Source organism: Streptomyces millisiae, from assembly GCF_031845425.1.
GTDB lineage: Bacteria > Actinomycetota > Actinomycetes > Streptomycetales > Streptomycetaceae > Streptomyces > Streptomyces millisiae.
Window position 1 is genome coordinate 1 of record NZ_JAVREM010000097.1, and the last position, 16,018, is coordinate 16,018.

The following is a 16,018-nucleotide window of genomic DNA, read 5'->3' on the forward strand; positions in this document are numbered from 1 at the left end:
CGCTCCCGCACTAGCCGAGCGCGCAGGTCGCGAGGTCCTGGAGCGCGGCCGGGGCCGTGGCACCCTGCCGCTCGATCGCGATCCTGATCCGGTCCAACGCCGCCACCCGCTTGTCCTCCAACGGACCCAGGATCGCGTTGTCCACGAAGTCCGGACCACCCTCACCGACAGAATCCGCCAGCCGCGCGTTCGCCTCCGCGATCTGCGCCTCCAACAACGCCAGGTTCTCGTCCACCTCAGCCCGCGCCGCCGCCGGCACCGCCGCCACGGCGACTTCCGGACAGACGATGCTCCCCGCCTCGGCGACGGCCCCTTCCTCCGCGGGCGCGGCCGGCTCCTCCGGGGCGGCCTCCACCGGCTCGCCGGATCCCGAGAGTTGGCAGGCGGCCAGCGCGTCGAGGTTGCCCGGCACCGTCTCGCCCTGCCGCTCGAACGCGGTGCTGATCCGGGCCAGCGTCGCCGCGCGCTTGTCCTCCAGCGGACCGAGGATCGCGTTCTGCACGAAGTTCGCGCCGCCCTCGCCGGCGGAGTCCGCGAGCCGCGCGTTCGCCTCCTCGATCTGGCTCACCAGCAGCGCCAGGTTGCGGTCCACCTCGGCCTGCGCCGCCGCCGGCGTGTTGGTGACGAGGACCTGGGGGCAGACGACGCGCTGCCCGGCGGTGGTCGACTCCTCCCCCGCCATGGCCGCGGTCACCCCGACCGCGCCCGCCACCACCGAACCACCGACCAGGCCGGCGATCAGGACGCGCCGACGGTTGAACGAAGGACGGCCACAGGACATCGGGTCACCTCACGGGGGATGCGATGAAGATGTGCGGTTCTGGTGGTTCCACCACAACCGTGCGCGCCGCACGTCCTCTCGCCACCGACGTTCAACTCATCCGATAAATTTCCCCACCGCGCGCTACCCGCCGGTTAACATCCCGGCCCTGGCCCCACCTCGGGTCCGGCGTGCAGCGCGCGGCGGTAACGGACGCCCGGGCGGTCCATCAGGGTGATGTCGGCGACGGGTGTGAAACCGTTGCGGGCCAGGACCGCCATGGAGGCCGCGTTGTCGCGGGTGGTCCTGGCCGTCAGTTCGGTGAGGCCGTACTCCGTGCCGGCCAGGCGGCACACCTCGGCGACGGCCGCCGTCGCCGTGCCCCGGCCGGTGGCGTGCTCCGCGAACCGGTAGCCGAGTTCGGCGGAACCGGCCTCGACGTCCACCAGGTTGACGCGGCCGACCAGCTCGCCCCCTTCGTCGAGCACCACGTGGAAGTGGCAGACGCCGGCCTCCTGTTCGTCGAGCCGCGCCCGGTGCCACGCGGCGAACTCGGCGAAGTAGGCGTCGCCGCGGTCCGGCACCGAGCGGGCGAAGTAGGCCCGGTTCGCCAGCTCGAAGGCCAGCAGCGCGGCGGTGTGGTCAGCGCGCAGTCGTTCCAGCGTCAGCATGCTCGGCAGCGTAGGCGAGCGCCTTGTCGAAGAAGGACCGAATATCGGCGGCCAGGGCGTCCGGGACCTCCATGGCCGGGAAGTGGCCGCGGCCGGGGTTGGTCTCCGGCCAGTGGATGATCCGGTTGGTGCGGTCGGCGAGGCGGCGGATGCCGGGCGGGCCGACGTAGACGCCGGTGGGGACCACGTCCTGGCCCGTGGGCCAGCCGAAGTCGGTGGTCTCGTACATCGGCCACGAGGACGTGCCCGAGGTGCCGGTCAGCCAGTAGACCGTCGCGTTGGTCAGGAACAGGTCCCGCGAGGTGTGCACGTTGAACTGGTGGAACTTCTCGGCCAGCCAGGCGAGTTGCGCGACCGGCGAGTCGTCCCAGCCGTAGCAGAACGTCTGCGGGGCGGCCCGCAGCAGCGCGTGGTGGTCGACGCCGCCGGTCGACCACTGCTTCATCAGCTCGTAGCCGGCCAGCTCGTCCGGCGTCATCTCGGGGACGTCCGCCTCGGTCGGGAAGCCGAGGCCGCCCTCGACGTAGACGCCGACGACGCGGGCCGGGTCGACCACGGCCACCTCGGGCGAGACATAGGCGCCCAGGTCGCCGCCGACCGTGCCGTACCGCTCGTAGCCGAGGCGGCGCATCAGCTCGGCCCAGACCCCGGCCACCCGCGTCACGCTCCAGCCGGTGGTGGGCGGCGGGGCCGAGAAGCCGAAGCCGGGGACGGACGGCGCGACGACGTGGAAGCCGCGCTCGGTCAGCGGGCCGACGAAGTCGGTGAACTCCACGAAGGAGTTGGGCCAGCCGTGGGTGAGGACCAGCGGCAGCGCGCCCGGCACCTCGGAGCGGGCGTGCAGGAAGTGGATGTCGAGGCCGTCGATCTCCGTCGTGAACTGCGGGAACGCGTTCAGCCTGGCCTCCCAGGCGCGCCAGTCGTAGCCGCCGCGCCAGTACTCGGCCAGCTCCCGCAGGTGGTCGACCGGGACGCCCCGGCTCCAGCCCTCGCCCGGCAGCTGGCGCGGCCAGCGGGTGCGGGCCAGGCGGTCGTGCAGGTCGTCCAGGTCGGACCGCGGGATGTCGATACGGAAGGGGAGGATGTCCTTGCTCATGCGACCACCGTAGGAGCGATACAGGACCGGTTCTGTCCTCATTGACGCGGCATGATGACGGCATGAGCGAGAACCAGGCGGGACGGCTGCTGCGGCTGCTCTCGCTGCTCCAGACGCCGCGCGAGTGGCCGGGCAGCGAGCTGGCCGAGCGGCTGGGGGTGACGGCGCGGACCGTGCGGCGGGACGTGGAGCGGCTGCGGGACCTCGGCTACCCGGTGCGGGCGACGCGGGGCGCGGTCGGCGGGTACCGGCTGGCGGCCGGGCAGGCGTTGCCGCCGCTGCTGCTGGACGACGAGGAGGCGGTGGCGATCGCGGTCGGGCTGCGGACGGCGGCCGGCGCGGCCGTCACCGGCATCGAGGAGGCCAGCCTGCGGGCGCTGGCCAAGCTGGAGCAGGTGCTGCCGTCCCGGCTGCGCCGCCGGGTCGCGGCGCTCGGCCTGGCCACGGTGCCGGTTTCCGGCGGCGAGGACGACCCGGGCGTCGACCCCGAGGCGCTGGCCGTGCTGGCGGGCGCGGCGGCGGCCAGGGAACGGCTGCGGTTCGGCTACCGCGCGGCGGACGGCACGGAGAGCCGGCGGCACGTGGAGCCGTACCGGCTCGTCGCGGCGTGGCGGCGCTGGTACCTGCTGGCGTTCGACACCGACCGGGACGACTGGCGGGTCTTCCGCGTCGACCGGATCGGCGAACCCCGGCCGACGGGCGTCCGGGTGGCGCCCCGCGAGCCGCCGGGCGGCGACGCGGCCGAGTACGTCACGCGCCGCCTGTCCGAGATGTGGCCCCGCTTCGAGGTGGTGGCGACGCTGGGCCTGCCGGCCGAGGAGGCGGCCAGGCGGCTCGGCATGGCCCGCGAGCTGTTCCGGCCGGTCGACGCGGGCCGTTGCCTGCTGCGGGGCCCCGCCGACGAGTCGGTGGAGTGGCTGGCGGCCCGCCTGCTCACGGCGGACTGCGAGTTCGCCGTCCACGAGCCGCCGGAGCTGGCCGCCCACCTGCGCCGGATCGGGGACCGGGCGCTGCGCGCCACGGACGGCTGACGGGCGGTCAGTCCGCCGGGGTGACGCCGGCGCGGCGGGCGAGGGCGACGGCGGCGAGGGTGGAGTGGACGCCGAGCTTGCCGAGGACGTTCTGCATGTGGGTGCGGACGGTGTGCGGGGAGAGGTAGAGCCGTTCGGCGACGGCCTTGCGGCCGAGCCCCGCCAGCATGCAGCGGAGCACTTCGAGCTCGCGCGGGGTCAGGGACTCGACGAGCCGCTGGTGCTCGGTGCGGTGGCGGCGGTCGCTGCTCAACTCCCGCAGCACGCCGGTGAGCAGGGCCGGGGAGACGTGCGTCTCGTCGCGCAGCACGCCGCGGACCACCTGGAGCAGGCGGGCCAACGAGCTGTCCTTCGCCACCCAGCCGCTGGCGCCGGCCGCGAGGGCCTGGGCGGCCAGCTTCGGATCGTCATATGCCGCGAGCATGACAGCGCGGAGGGCGGGGAGGCGCTCCTGCGCCGTCGCGAGCAGCGAACCCTCGCCATCCACCCCGTCCCGCAACCCCGCGTCGAGCAACAGCACGTCGAAGGGCGCGCGCTCGAGCAGTTGGTGCGCGGCGGCCAGCGAGCCGACGGCCGCGGCGTCCACGTCCTGCTCGGCGGTGAGCGCGGTGGCCAACGACTCGGCGAAGATCCGGTGCTCGTCGACCACCAGCACCCGAATTCGATCCACAACCACCCCTCGCGTCTGCCACTCGGCTTCGGGCGGGCGCGACGCCCGCGCCCGGAGCCGGGGAGAACCGTGCGGCCGCCGCCGTACGGCACCGGTGCCGGGCCGTGGGCGTCGCACCCACCTGTCTCGCCCCCTGATACGCACACCGGCCCCCACCGGTGCGCCCCTCTCAGGGTACGGGCGGGCGCGGGCCGGGGAAGTGGTTTGGCGCAAGTCCTCGCAACAAAGCGATCACGGCCTGCCGGCCTACCGGACACCACCAACCTCCGCCCCGCCACGGCCCCGACCCCGGGGCCCCCGGCAGTTCGGGCCAGCCACAGCGGGGCTGCGCCCCGCACCCCGGCGCCTCCGGCGGTTCGGGATGACGGCCACCCCAGGGCGGCCACCACGGGGCTCCGCCCCGTACCCCGGTACCTCCCTGGCGGGCCGGGCCGGCCACGGCGGGGCTCCGCCCCGCACCCCGGCGCCTTCGGCGGGCCGCGCCGGCCCGAACCGGGGTCAGCCACGCGGGCTGCGCCCCGCACCCCGGCGCCTCCGGCGGTTCGGGATGACGGCCACCCCAGGGCGGCCACCACGAGGCTCCGCCCCGCACCCCCGTGCCTTCGGCAGAGGCCGGGCCGGCCACGGCGGGGCTCCGCCCCGCACCCCGGCGCCTTCGGCGGGCCGCGCCGGCCCGAACCGGGGTCAGCCACGCGGGCTGCGCCCCGCACCCCGATGCCTCCGGCGGTTCGGGGTGACGGGCACCGCAGAGCGGCCATCGCGGGGCTCCGGGGATTCGGCGGGCCGCGCCGGCCTGAACCGGAATCACGCACGCCGGGCTGCGCCCCCCACCCCGCGCCTCCGGCCGCTTCGCGCAACCGGCAACCGCAGAGCGGCCACCACGGGGCCTTCGGCGGGCCGCGCCGGTCCGGACTGGGGGCAGCCTCGCGGGGCTGCGCCCCGCGAGGCTGCCCCGGCCGGGAGCCGGTCTGACGTCCGCGTCAGCGGGGCGGTGGCTGCGCCCCGGAGCCGCGGGCGTGCGGTGGCTCGCGGGGCTATGCCCCGCTACGCCCCGCTACGCCCCGACGCGGCGCGCTCCCGGGGAGGGGACCGCCTCGAAGGTGCGTGGCGTGGCGTGGCCGGCGGCGGCGAACGCGGTGGTGATGGCCTTGGTCGTGGCCTCGACGGCGTCCTCGTCGACGAGGACGATCGCCGAGCCGCCGAAGCCGCCGCCCGTCATGCGGGCGCCGTGGGCGCCGGCCTCGACGGCCGTGGAGACGACCAGGTCGAGCTCCGGGCAGGAGATCTCGAAGTCGTCGCGGAGCGAGGCGTGGCCCTCGGTGAGGATGGGGCCTATCTCGCGGGCGCGGCCGGCGTCCAGGAGGTCGACGACGCGTTCGACGCGGCGGTTCTCCGTGACGATGTGCCTGACGCGGCGGCGGATGGTGGGGTCCGGGAGCCGGGAGAGGGCCGAGGACAGCTCCGCGAAGGGGATGTCGCGCAGGAAGGGGACGCCCAGCGCGGCGGCGCCCGTCTCGCACTCGGCGCGGCGGGTGGCGTACTCGCCGTCCGCGTGGCTGTGCTTGACCCGGGTGTCGACGACCAGCAGCCGCAGCCCCTCCCGCGCCATCGCGAACGGCACCTGGCGGCGCGACAGGTCGCGGGTGTCGAGGAAGAGCACGTGGCCGGCCTCGCAGGACGCGGAGGCCATCTGGTCGAGGATCCCGCATGGCATGCCGACGAAGTCGTTCTCCGCCTGCTGGGAGAGGCGGGCCAGCGACTCGGGCGGCAGGCCGAGCCCGTTGAGGTCGCTCAGCGCGAGGGCGGTGACGACCTCCAGGGCGGCCGAGGAGGAGAGCCCGGCGCCGGTCGGGACGTCGGAGTCGATGGCGAGGTCGGCGCCGGCGAGGCGGTGCCCGGCGCGTTCCAGGGCCCAGGCGACGCCGGCCGGGTAGGCGGCCCAGCCGGGGACGGAGCCGGGGGTGAGGTCGTCGAGGGACAGCTCGACCGGCTCCCCGTCGAACTGGGCCGAGGAGAGCCGCAGCAGCCGGTCCGGGCGGCGGGCGCCCTTCGCCCGCGCCGTGTGCGGCAGGGCGAAGGGCATGACGAAGCCCTCGTTGTAGTCGGTGTGTTCACCGATCAGGTTGACGCGGCCCGGGGCGGCCCATGTTCCGTCGGTCATCGGTCGGACTCCTCGCGCTGCGCGAACGCCCAGGCGTCCGCGATGATGCCGGCCAGGTCGGCGCGGCTCGGCCGCCAGCCGAGGCGCTCGCGGGCGCGCTCGGCCGAGGCGACCAGGACGGCCGGGTCGCCGGCGCGGCGCTCGGCCTCGGTCTCGGGGATGGGGTGGCCCGTCACCCGCCGCGCGGTCTCCACGACCTCGCGGACCGAGAAGCCGTTGCCGTTGCCGAGGTTGCAGATCAGGTGCTCGCCCGGGGTGGCCGCGGTGAGGGCCAGCAGGTGGGCCTCGGCGAGGTCGTCCACGTGGATGTAGTCGCGGACGCAGGTGCCGTCGGGCGTGGGGTAGTCGGTGCCGTAGACGTTGATCGAGTCGCGGCGGCCCAGGGCGACCTGGAGCACGATGGGGATGAGGTGGCTCTCCGGGTCGTGTCGCTCGCCCAGGCCCGGGTCGGCGCGGTGCGCGCCGGCCACGTTGAAGTAGCGCAGCGAGACGGCGGCCAGGCCGTGCGCGGTGGCCTCGCTGGTGATCATGTGGTCGACGGCGAGCTTGCTGGCGCCGTACGGGTTGGTGGGGGCGGTGGGCGCGTCCTCGGTGATCGGGGTGGCGGTCGGCTCGCCGTAGACGGCGGCGGTGGAGGAGAAGACGAGGGTCCGCACGTCCGCCTCGCGCATGGCGGCCAGCAGGTCGAGCGTGCCGGCGACGTTGTTGCGCCAGTACTTCTCGGGGTTCACCACGGACTCGCCGACCTGCGAGCAGGCGGCGAAGTGCAGCACCCCGTCGTAGGAGCCGTCCAGCCACTTGCCGGCGTCCTGGACGCGGCCCTCGACGAACTCGGCGCCGGCCGGGACACCGGCGCGGAAGCCGGTGGAGAGGTCGTCGAGGACGGTCACCCGGTGGCCGGCGGCCAGCAGGTGCGCGGCCACCGTCCCTCCGACGTAGCCCGCGCCGCCCGTAACGAGGTACCTCATGCCTTAAGTCGCCACCTCTCGCAGCCGGTCGGCCGCCGCCTCCGGCAGTACGTCACTCACGAACGCGCCCATGCCGGACTCGGAGCCCGCCAGGTACTTGAGCTTCCCCGGGCTGCGGCGAATGGTGAACAGTTCCAGGTGCAGCGCGAAGTCCTCGCGGTCCGGGATGGCGAAGGGCGCCTGATGCCAGCCGGAAATATACGGGGTGGGCCCGGCGCCCTCGCCGAAGATCCGGTCGAAGCGGCGCAGCAGCTCCAGGTAGACGGCGGGGAAGCCGGCGCGCTCGGCCTCGTCGAGGGCCAGCAGGTCGGGGACGCGGCGCCGGCGCGGGTAGAGGTGGACCTCGTAGGGCCAGCGGGCGGCGCGCGGCACGAACGCGGTCCAGGTGTCGGTCTCCAGCACGATCCGGCGGCCTTCGGCGCGCTCGGCGGCCAGCAGCTCGTCGTAGAGGTTGCCGCCGGTGCGCTCCTTGTGGGCGGCGACGGAGCGCAGGGCCCGCTCGGTGTGCGGGGTGACGAACGGGTAGCCGTAGATCTGGCCGTGCGGGTGGCCCAGGGTGACGCCGATCTCGGCGCCGCGGTTCTCGAAGCAGTAGACCTGCCTGACGCCCGGGTGCTGGGCGAGCTCCGCGGTGCGGTCGGTCCAGGCGTGCAGGACGAGCCCGGCCTGCTCGGGGCTGAGGGAGGCGAAGGAGGCGTCGTGCTCGGGGGTGAAGCAGACGACCTCGCAGCGGCCGACGTCGCCGCCGAAGGAGGGGAAGCGGTTCTCGAAGACCGCGACCTCGTAGGAGTCGGCGGGTATCTCGCTGAGCCGGTCACCGCGGGTGGGGCACAGCGGGCACTGGTCGGCCGGCGGGTGGTAGGTGCGGGTCTGCCGGTGGGCGGCGTAGCCGACGTGCTCGTCGAGGAGGGCATTGTGCCGGACCTCGGAGGCGGAGACGGCGGGCTGGAGCGGGCGGCGGTCGAGGGTGTCGCGGACGGCGTCGTCGCGTGAGTCGTAGTAGATCAGCTCACGGCCGTCGGCGAGGCGGGTCGTGGTCCTCTTCATCACCCAGTCCAGATCAGATGCGGCGGTCGGGCTCGGTACGCTTCAACAGCACTTCAACAGAATCGAACATAAGGAAGCATACCCCCACGTCGAACGTCAAAGGAGGGGTTGTTCGACGGTTCGCCCGCCGGTGCCGGGAGTCGGGCAGCCGTCCTAGGGGAGCCGGGCCGGCGGCAGGTGGTCGAGGAGCCCGGTGCGGACGGCGAGGGCCGCGGCCTCCAGGCGGGAGGCGGTGCCCAGCTTGGTCAGCAGCCGCTGCACGTGGGTGCGGGCCGTGCTGGGCGCGACGCCGAGCCCGGCCGCTATCCGCCGGGTGTCCTCGCCCTCCACGATCCGGCTCAACACGTCCGCCTCCCGCTCGGTGAGCAGCGCCGCCAGCCGGGCGCCCTCCGCGTCGGGGCCGGTGCGCGGGTGCAGCAGGTCGGAGAACGCCTCGCGCAGCAGTTGCGGCGCCACCGCCGCCTCGCCCGCCTTCGCCTTGACCATCGCCCGCTCCACGCCCTCGATGCGCTCGTCGTGGCGCACATAGCCGCGGGCGCCGGCCGCGAACGCCGCCGCCACGCCGCGTGGGCGCGGCACCGGGCCGAGCACGACGACGGCCACCCGCGGGCACTCACGGCGGATCCGCAGCACCGGGTCGAGCGCGCCCGGCGCGTCCGGCGCGGTCAGGCCGAACAGGCAGACATCGGGCTGCTTGCTGATCGCCAGGTCGGCGGCCCGCGCGGCGGGCGCGCCGGCGCCGAGCACCCGGTGGCCGCGCACCCGCAGGGCTGAGGCCAGCGCCTCGGCGACCAGCCGTCGGTCGTCGGCGACCACGACCCGTACGCTCATCACGTCTCCTCTGGAGGGCCGAATCGGCCGGGCCCGGGCATGCCGCATCGCGGGCGCTCCCGGGCCGTTCGGGAACAGAGTGGATACGAAAGTGGACCATGGTGGCCCCAGGGTGGATCGGCATCGAGGGGTAAGAGTTGTCCTGCCCCGGACCACGCGCCGATCATGCATGCCCCGGAGCCGGCCGCCGCACGGCGGGCGGCGGGCCCGGCCGGATCGCGCCAGGGCCGATCACCGGTAGACCAGCAGCGCGGGACGGCCGGCGGCGGCGTCGCCCGGGTAGAACACGCGGTTGACCAACACCAGCGTCCCCTCGTGCCACAGCGGGCGCTGCTCGTGCGTGAACAGGCCGCTCATCAGGGCCCATTCGCTCCGCCGCGCCGCCGGGTCGAGCGCCAGCAGCGGGGCGGCACGGCCGGTCGCCGGGTCGATGGCCACCACCAGTCCGGCGCGCTCCTCGCCGGCCGGCTGGTAGGCGAGGATCCGGTCGTCACGGACGCCGAACGGCCGGATGTCGCCGCCCCCGAGCGCCGGCACCCGGTGCTCGGCAAGACCGGTCGCCAGGTCGAAGGCGACCACGGCGTTGCCGCCGGCCGAGCCCGGGGCGTCGTGGTCGCTGGCCAGGTACAGGTGCCCCTCGTGCACCACGGTGCCGCCGCAGTCGGCGAACGCGGCGGCCCGGCACGGCGGCAGGTAGCGGTCCCGGTCGTAGTCCAGGTGGTGTCTGATCGACTGGCGTTCGTCGTCGATCACGAAGATGTGCTCGGAGCCGGTCTCCCGGTCCTCGCCGAGCCGGGCCACCACCACCAGCGGCTCGGCCGAGAGCACCGCCGTGACCGCCAGCGGCCGCCCCATGAACCGCGGCCCGAACGCCCACTCCCACAGCTCCTCGCCGCGCTCCGTGGTGGCCCTGATGGTGCCGCCCTCGGCGCCCGGCGGGCTGCCGCACGCGGTCCGCGACACCAGGGTGCCGCCCACCACCGCGTAGGCGTCCGCCACGCAGGGACCGCCGCCGTCCGGCGCCGCGCGCCACATCTCGACGGCGCCCGACGCGGTGTCGGCGAGGCGGAAGCCGGCGGCCCCGCCGTCCCAGCCGACCGCGACCGTGTCGCCCAGGATCGCCGGCGCGTCGTGCTCGCCCGGGCCCCGGTCGCCGGCGCCGACGCCCAGCGGCACCTCGGCGACCGGCTCGCCGGCCGCGATGTCGAGCACGGTGAGCGTCCCGCAGTCCGGCCCCCGGAGCACCGCCACCCGGCCGCCCGAGGAGGAGGGGGACGCCTGGCAGACGCCGCCGGCCAGGTCGAGCGGGAGCCGCCAGTTACGGGCGCCGGTGGCCAGGTCGTACGAGGCGATGCCGCCGTCCGCCACCCGCACCAGGTCGTCGCCCGCCACCCAGTCGCCCCTGGCCCACAGCCGCACGGCCCGCGGGTCGACCGGCGGCGCCGGGGCCGCCCAGGCCAGCCGAGCCGCTTCCGCGTCCGGCACTCGCACCGGGGGCGCGGCGTTGTCACCGGTCGTCCCCCCACTGAACGGCCACCGCGCCCCGGCGCTCCCGGTCAGCAGCAGGCCGAGCACCGCGGCGAGCAGCGCGACCCGGCGGCCCGGCCCGCCGGGCGAACCACGGCGCGGACCCGGCGGCGGTGACGGCGGCGGCGATGGCAATGTCTCCCCCAACGAACGGTCGTCGGTCCGGACTTTCTACCACCGTCCGCGCGCGCCGACCGCGACCTGTCAGGCTCCCTCGGCGAGCTCCAGCCAGCGGGTCTCCAACTCGTCCCGCTGACCGGCCAGTTCCCGCAGCTGCGCGTCCAGCTCGGCCATCTTCGTGAAGTCGGTGGCGTGTTCGGCCATCTCGCCGTGCAGGGCCGCCTCCTTCTCGCCGATCCGCTCCAACTGCCGCTCGATGCGCTGGATCTCCTTCTGGCTCGCCCGGGACAGCTGCGCCGGCTTGGCCGCCGGCGCCTCGGGCGCCCGCGCCGCCGGGGCGGCCGCCGCCGCGGACTCGGCCTCGCGCCGCGCCGCGCGGCGCTCCAGGTACTCGTCGATCCCGCGCGGCAGCATCCGCAGCGTGCCGTCGCCCAGCAGCGCGAACACCCGGTCGGTGACGCGCTCGACGAAGAACCGGTCGTGGCTGATGACCACCATCGACCCGGGCCAGCCGTCCAGCAGGTCCTCGAGCTGGGTCAGCGTCTCGATGTCCAGGTCGTTGGTCGGCTCGTCGAGGAACAGCACGTTCGGCTCGTCCATCAGCAGCCGCAGGATCTGCAGCCGCCGGCGCTCGCCGCCCGACAGGTCGCCCACCGGCGTCCACTGCCGCTCCTTGCCGAAGCCGAACCGCTCGCACAGCTGGGAGGCGGTCATCTCCCGGCCCCGGCCCAGGTCCACGCGGGACCTGACCTGCTCGACGGCCTGCAGCACCCGCCACTCGGGGTCGAGCTCGCCGACCTCCTGCGACAGGTAGGCGAGCCGCACCGTCTTCCCGACCGTGATGGTGCCGGCCGCCGCCTCGCCCGCGGCCATGGCCCGCAGCAGCGAGGTCTTGCCCGCGCCGTTGACCCCGACCAGGCCGATCCGGTCGCCGGGCCCCAGCTGCCAGGTGAGGTGCGTAAGCAGCGTCCGGTCGCCGGCCCTGACCGTCACGTCCTCCAGCTCGTAGACGGTGCGGCCGAGGCGGGCGCTGGCGAACTTCATCAGCTCGGCGCCGTCGCGCGGCGGCGGCACGTCCGCGATCAGCGCGTTGGCCGCCTCGATCCGGAACCGCGGCTTGCTGGTGCGGGCCGGGGCGCCGCGGCGCAGCCAGGCCAGCTCCTTGCGGACCAGGTTCTGCCGCTTGGTCTCCTCGGTGGCGGCGATCCGCTCGCGCTCGGCGCGGGCGAAGACGTAGTCGCTGTAACCGCCGTCGTACGCGTGCACCTGGCCGCGCTGCACGTCCCACATCCGGGTGCAGACCCGGTCGAGGAACCAGCGGTCGTGGGTGACGACGACGAGCGCGGAGCGGCGGGCCGACAGGTGCGCGGCGAGCCAGGCGATGCCCTCCACGTCCAGGTGGTTGGTCGGCTCGTCGAGGACGATCAGGTCCTGCTCGGCGATCAGCAGCTTGGCCAGCGCGATCCGGCGGCGCTCGCCGCCGGAGAGCGGGCCGACGACGGTGTCGAGCCCGGCCGGGAACCCCGGCAGGTCGAGGCCGCCGAAGAGGCCCGTCAGCACGTCGCGGACGCGCGCGTCCCCGGCCCACTCGTGGTCGGCGAGGTCGCCGATGACCTCCTGCCTGACGGTGGCGGCCGGGTCGAGCGAGTCGTGCTGGGTCAGCAGGCCGAGGCGCAGGCCGCCGGAGTGCGTGACCCGCCCGTCGTCGGCCGGCTCCTGGCGGGCGAGGATCCGGATGAGCGTGGTCTTCCCGTCGCCGTTGCGACCGACGACGCCGATCCGGTCGTGCTCGCCGACGCCGAGCGAGACGCCGTCGAGCAGGGTCCTGGTGCCGAAGACCTTGCGGACGGCCTCCAGGTTGACAAGGTTCCTGGCCGGCTTGCCGGACGGCTTCGAGGTCGGTTCAGGCATGATGCTCGATGGTAGTCGCCCCCGGCGCGGGCCCGGTCGTCACCCGGGCGGCCCGACAGGTGCCGGAGTCCCGCAGGGACTTGGCGACCAGCGCGGCCGACTCGGCGTCGGCGGCCAGGAAGGCGCAGCTCGGGCCCGACCCCGAGACCAGCCCGGCCAGCGCGCCACCCGCAAGACCGGCGGCCAGCGTCGCGGCGAGCGAGGGCCGCAGCTCGACGGCGGCCGGTTGCAGGTCGTTGACGAGCGTCCCGGCCAGCGCGTGCGCGTCCCCGTCGCGCAGCGCCGCCAGCAGCGCCGGGTCCGGCTCGGGCTCCGGGACGGGCGTCGCGCCGCGCAGCCGGTCGCAGGCGCGGTACACCTCCGGCGTGGACAGGCCACCGTCGGCCAGCGCGAAGACCCAGTGGAACGTGCCGGCCACCGGCAGCTCCGTCAGCAGCTCCCCCCGGCCCCTGCCCAGCGCCGCGCCGCCGACCAGGCTGAACGGCACGTCGGAGCCGAGCTCGGCGCACAGCGCCAGCAGCTCGGCGCGCGGGGTGGCCGTGCCCCACAGCACGTCGCACGCCAGCAGCGCGCCGGCCGCGTCGGCGCTGCCGCCGGCCATGCCGCCGGCCACCGGGATGTCCTTCTCGATGTGCAGGTGGACGGCCGCCTCCCGCCCGTGGTGCGCGGCCAACGCCTCGGCCGCCCGCACGGCGAGGTTCGCCCCGTCGAGCGGCACGCTCTCGCTCCCCGGCCCGACACAGCTGACGGTGACGCCCGGGGTGGCGGCCGGGGTCGCGGTGACGTGGTCGAAGAGACCGACGGCGAGAAACACGTTGGCCAGACCGTGAAACCCGTCCGGGCGCGGAGCGCCCACGGCGAGCTGGACATTGACCTTGGCCGGCACCCGCACGGTGACGGCACGCTGCGCTGACTGGACGGACATGCGGCGATTCTCCCCCAGAACCGCCACCTGCCTGGCCGGCGGGGCGCATCGCCTGCCCGGCGGGGCGGGCGGGCGCTGCGCGCCCGTGCGGAGCCGGCGTAGCCGGCGCCGGGGGCGCTGCGCGCCCCGCGCCCCCGGCGCGACGGCGCGACGCGGCGGTCGGCCGCGAGCCCAGCGGATGTGACGGCCGGCCGCCGGCACGTGCGAGCGCCGCACCTCCCGTCACACCGGCGCGGGCCGGCACCGTGCCCGGCCGGGCCGGGCGGCGGTGGTGCGGGCGGGTGCTGCGGAGCTGCTCGGCCGCGCCCCTGCGGGTCAGCGCCCGGCCCCGCGGAGCCGGAGGCGTCCACGTGGCGACGCCAGCACGCAAGTACGGGCGGGCGCTGCTCGCCCGTGCGGAGCCGGCCACGGGTCGGCGCGGCTTCCGGCGCGGCGGAGCCGCCCGGCGGAGCCGGGCGGGGCCCGGCCGCCTCGTCCGCGTCAGCGTGGGCGGGGGGATCCGCGTGGTCGGCGCGCCGTGGCTAGCGGCGGGACTCCGCGAGGCGGGCGAAGTCCTCGACGGTCAGCGCCTCGCCGCGCGCGGTGGGCGGGACGCCGGCCGCCTCGCAGGCGGCCTCCGCGGCGGCCGGGGAGCCGGCCCAGCCCGCCAGGGCGGACCGCAGCGTCTTGCGGCGCTGCGCGAAGGCCGCGTCGATCACCGCGAAGACCTCCTCGCGGCTCGCCGTCGTCGCCGGCGGCTCGCGGCGGGTGAGGGCGACAAGACCGGAGTCGACGTTGGGCGCCGGCCAGAAGACGTTGCGGCCGATCGCGCCGGCCCGCCGGGCCTGCGCGTACCAGGCGGCCTTGACCGACGGAACGCCGTACACCTTGGAGCCCGGCCCGGCCACCAGCCGGTCGGCGACCTCGGACTGGACCATCACCAGCGCCCGCTCGATGCTCGGGAAGGTGGCCAGCATGTGCAGCAGCACCGGCACCGCCACGTTGTACGGCAGGTTGGCGACCAGCGCTTCCGGCGGCGGGCCCGGCAGCTCGGTGACGCGCAGCGCGTCCTCGTGCACCAGCGCGAAGTGGTCCACCCGCTCCGGCAGCCGCGCCGCGACCGTCGCCGGCAGGGCGGCGGCCAGCACGTCGTCGATCTCCACCGCCGTGACGTGCCGCGCCGCGGCCAGCAGCGCCAGCGTCAACGAGCCGAGCCCCGGCCCGACCTCCAGCACCACGTCGTCCGCGCCGACCTCGGCGGCGCGCACGATGCGGCGCACCGTGTTGGCGTCGATCACGAAGTTCTGGCCACGCTGCTTGGTGGGGCGCACGCCCAGCGCGGCGGCCAGCTCGCGCACGTCCGCCGGGCCGAGCAGCGCGTCCGCCGCGCCCGTCGCATCCGTCGCGTCCGTCACCCGAAGGCCCGCTCGGTGTTGGCCGCGACATGGCGGGCGAGCTCGGTCTCCGTCAGCCCCTTGACCTCGGCCATCGCGCGGAGCGTGACGGGGATCAGGTACGGCGCGTTCGGTCGGCCGCGGAACGGCGTCGGCGTGAGGAACGGGGCGTCCGTCTCCACCAGCACCAGCTCGGGCGGCGCGGCGGCGAGCGCGTCCCGCAGGGTCTTGGCGCTGCCGAACGTGACGTTGCCGGCGAACGACATGAAGTAGCCCTCGGCCGCGCACACCTCGGCCATCGCGACGTCCCCGGAGAAGCAGTGGAAGACGGTGCGGCGAGGCGCGCCCTCCTCGCGGAGGATGCGGAGCACGTCGTCATGGGCGTCGCGGTCGTGGATCACCAGCGTCTTGTCGAGCTCCTTGGCGATCTCGACGTGCCGGCGGAACGAGCGCTGCTGGGCGGCGACGCCCTCGGGCCCGGTACGGAAGTAGTCGAGACCGGTCTCGCCCAGCGCCCGCACCTCGTGGTGGGTCGCGAGCTCGGCGATCTCGTCGAGCGCGGCGTCGAGCACGCCGGGGCCTTCCGCGTCGAGCCGCGGCGCCTCGTTGGGGTGCAGCGCGACGGCGGCCCACACGGACTCGTGCTCGGCGGCCGTCTTCACGGCCCACCGGGCGCGCTCCAGGTCGCAGCCGATCTGCACCACGCGGGTGACCCCGACCTCGGCGGCCTTGGCCAGGGCCTCCTCGACGGTGGTGTCCTGCATGTCGAGGTGGGTGTGCGAGTCGGTGACGGGCACGGCCAACGGCTCGGGCAACGGTGGCGGCACCGGCTCCAGCGCCTTGGCCTTGGCGGACTTGGGCATGCGTCGATCCTACGGGGCCGCTGCGCTGGCCTCGGCGCCGCGGTTTTCCCCCACCCACCCACCC

14 protein-coding genes are annotated in these 16,018 nt (G+C 75.5%); 1 reads left to right on the forward strand and 13 read right to left on the reverse strand.

From position 1 onward, the window contains the following. Nucleotides 1-10 precede the first annotated feature (10 nt). The 3 genes from RNC47_RS33745 to RNC47_RS33755 form a co-directional block, all read right to left on the reverse strand. On the reverse strand, nt 11-781 hold the full coding sequence (locus tag RNC47_RS33745) for a hypothetical protein (RefSeq protein ID WP_311604411.1): 771 nt from the start codon (nt 779-781) through the stop codon (nt 11-13). A 134-nt stretch (nt 782-915) separates the two neighbouring features. Next, nucleotides 916-1,431 carry a GNAT family N-acetyltransferase gene (locus RNC47_RS33750; RefSeq protein ID WP_311604413.1) on the reverse strand — a complete coding sequence of 172 codons (516 nt, stop codon included), beginning with the start codon at nt 1,429-1,431 and terminating at the stop codon, nt 916-918. After that, nucleotides 1,403-2,527, reverse strand: a complete 1,125-nt coding sequence (locus RNC47_RS33755) for an epoxide hydrolase family protein (RefSeq protein WP_311604415.1) — start codon at nt 2,525-2,527, stop codon at nt 1,403-1,405. The genes RNC47_RS33750 and RNC47_RS33755 overlap by 29 nt, the downstream gene beginning before the upstream one ends. 62 nt (nt 2,528-2,589) lie before the next feature. Here RNC47_RS33755 and RNC47_RS33760 point away from each other — a divergent pair, with 62 nt between their 5' ends. Next, nucleotides 2,590-3,558 (forward strand): helix-turn-helix transcriptional regulator, encoded by a 969-nt coding sequence (locus RNC47_RS33760; protein WP_311604418.1) that lies wholly within the window; start codon nt 2,590-2,592, stop codon nt 3,556-3,558. 7 nt (nt 3,559-3,565) lie between these two features. Here the strand turns inward: RNC47_RS33760 and RNC47_RS33765 are convergent, their stop codons facing one another. The 10 genes from RNC47_RS33765 to RNC47_RS33810 form a co-directional block, all read right to left on the reverse strand. Continuing rightward, nucleotides 3,566-4,228, reverse strand: coding sequence for a response regulator transcription factor (locus RNC47_RS33765; RefSeq protein ID WP_311604420.1), 663 nt, complete (start codon nt 4,226-4,228; stop codon nt 3,566-3,568). Between the two features lie 1,054 nt (nt 4,229-5,282). Beyond that, the gene (galK, locus tag RNC47_RS33770) at nt 5,283-6,389 is read right to left on the reverse strand and encodes a galactokinase (protein ID WP_311604422.1); all 1,107 of its coding nucleotides are present in this window, start codon (nt 6,387-6,389) and stop codon (nt 5,283-5,285) included. Next, nucleotides 6,386-7,357: a UDP-glucose 4-epimerase GalE gene (galE, locus tag RNC47_RS33775; RefSeq protein ID WP_311604424.1), complete on the reverse strand. Its 972-nt coding sequence runs from the start codon at nt 7,355-7,357 to the stop codon at nt 6,386-6,388. Before galE ends, galK begins: the two co-directional genes overlap by 4 nt. A gap of 3 nt (nt 7,358-7,360) precedes the next feature. After that, nucleotides 7,361-8,404: a galactose-1-phosphate uridylyltransferase gene (gene galT / locus RNC47_RS33780; protein WP_311604425.1), complete on the reverse strand. Its 1,044-nt coding sequence runs from the start codon at nt 8,402-8,404 to the stop codon at nt 7,361-7,363. Between the two features lie 153 nt (nt 8,405-8,557). Beyond that, nucleotides 8,558-9,235, reverse strand: coding sequence for a response regulator transcription factor (locus tag RNC47_RS33785; protein WP_311604427.1), 678 nt, complete (start codon nt 9,233-9,235; stop codon nt 8,558-8,560). Between the two features lie 231 nt (nt 9,236-9,466). Beyond that, nucleotides 9,467-10,897, reverse strand: a complete 1,431-nt coding sequence (locus RNC47_RS33790) for an outer membrane protein assembly factor BamB family protein (RefSeq protein ID WP_311604429.1) — start codon at nt 10,895-10,897, stop codon at nt 9,467-9,469. A 69-nt stretch (nt 10,898-10,966) separates the two neighbouring features. After that, complete coding sequence (locus RNC47_RS33795) at nt 10,967-12,793, reverse strand: ABC-F family ATP-binding cassette domain-containing protein (RefSeq protein ID WP_311604430.1); 1,827 nt, start codon at nt 12,791-12,793, stop codon at nt 10,967-10,969. Then, complete coding sequence (locus RNC47_RS33800; protein ID WP_311604431.1) at nt 12,786-13,718, reverse strand: 4-(cytidine 5'-diphospho)-2-C-methyl-D-erythritol kinase; 933 nt, start codon at nt 13,716-13,718, stop codon at nt 12,786-12,788. The genes RNC47_RS33795 and RNC47_RS33800 overlap by 8 nt, the downstream gene beginning before the upstream one ends. Before the next feature lie 521 nt (nt 13,719-14,239). After that, a complete protein-coding gene (rsmA, locus tag RNC47_RS33805) occupies nt 14,240-15,112 on the reverse strand; it encodes a 16S rRNA (adenine(1518)-N(6)/adenine(1519)-N(6))-dimethyltransferase RsmA (RefSeq protein ID WP_311604433.1) in 873 nt (290 codons plus the stop codon). After that, complete coding sequence (locus RNC47_RS33810; RefSeq protein WP_311604435.1) at nt 15,109-15,954, reverse strand: TatD family hydrolase; 846 nt, start codon at nt 15,952-15,954, stop codon at nt 15,109-15,111. The genes rsmA and RNC47_RS33810 overlap by 4 nt, the downstream gene beginning before the upstream one ends. Nucleotides 15,955-16,018 lie beyond the last annotated feature (64 nt).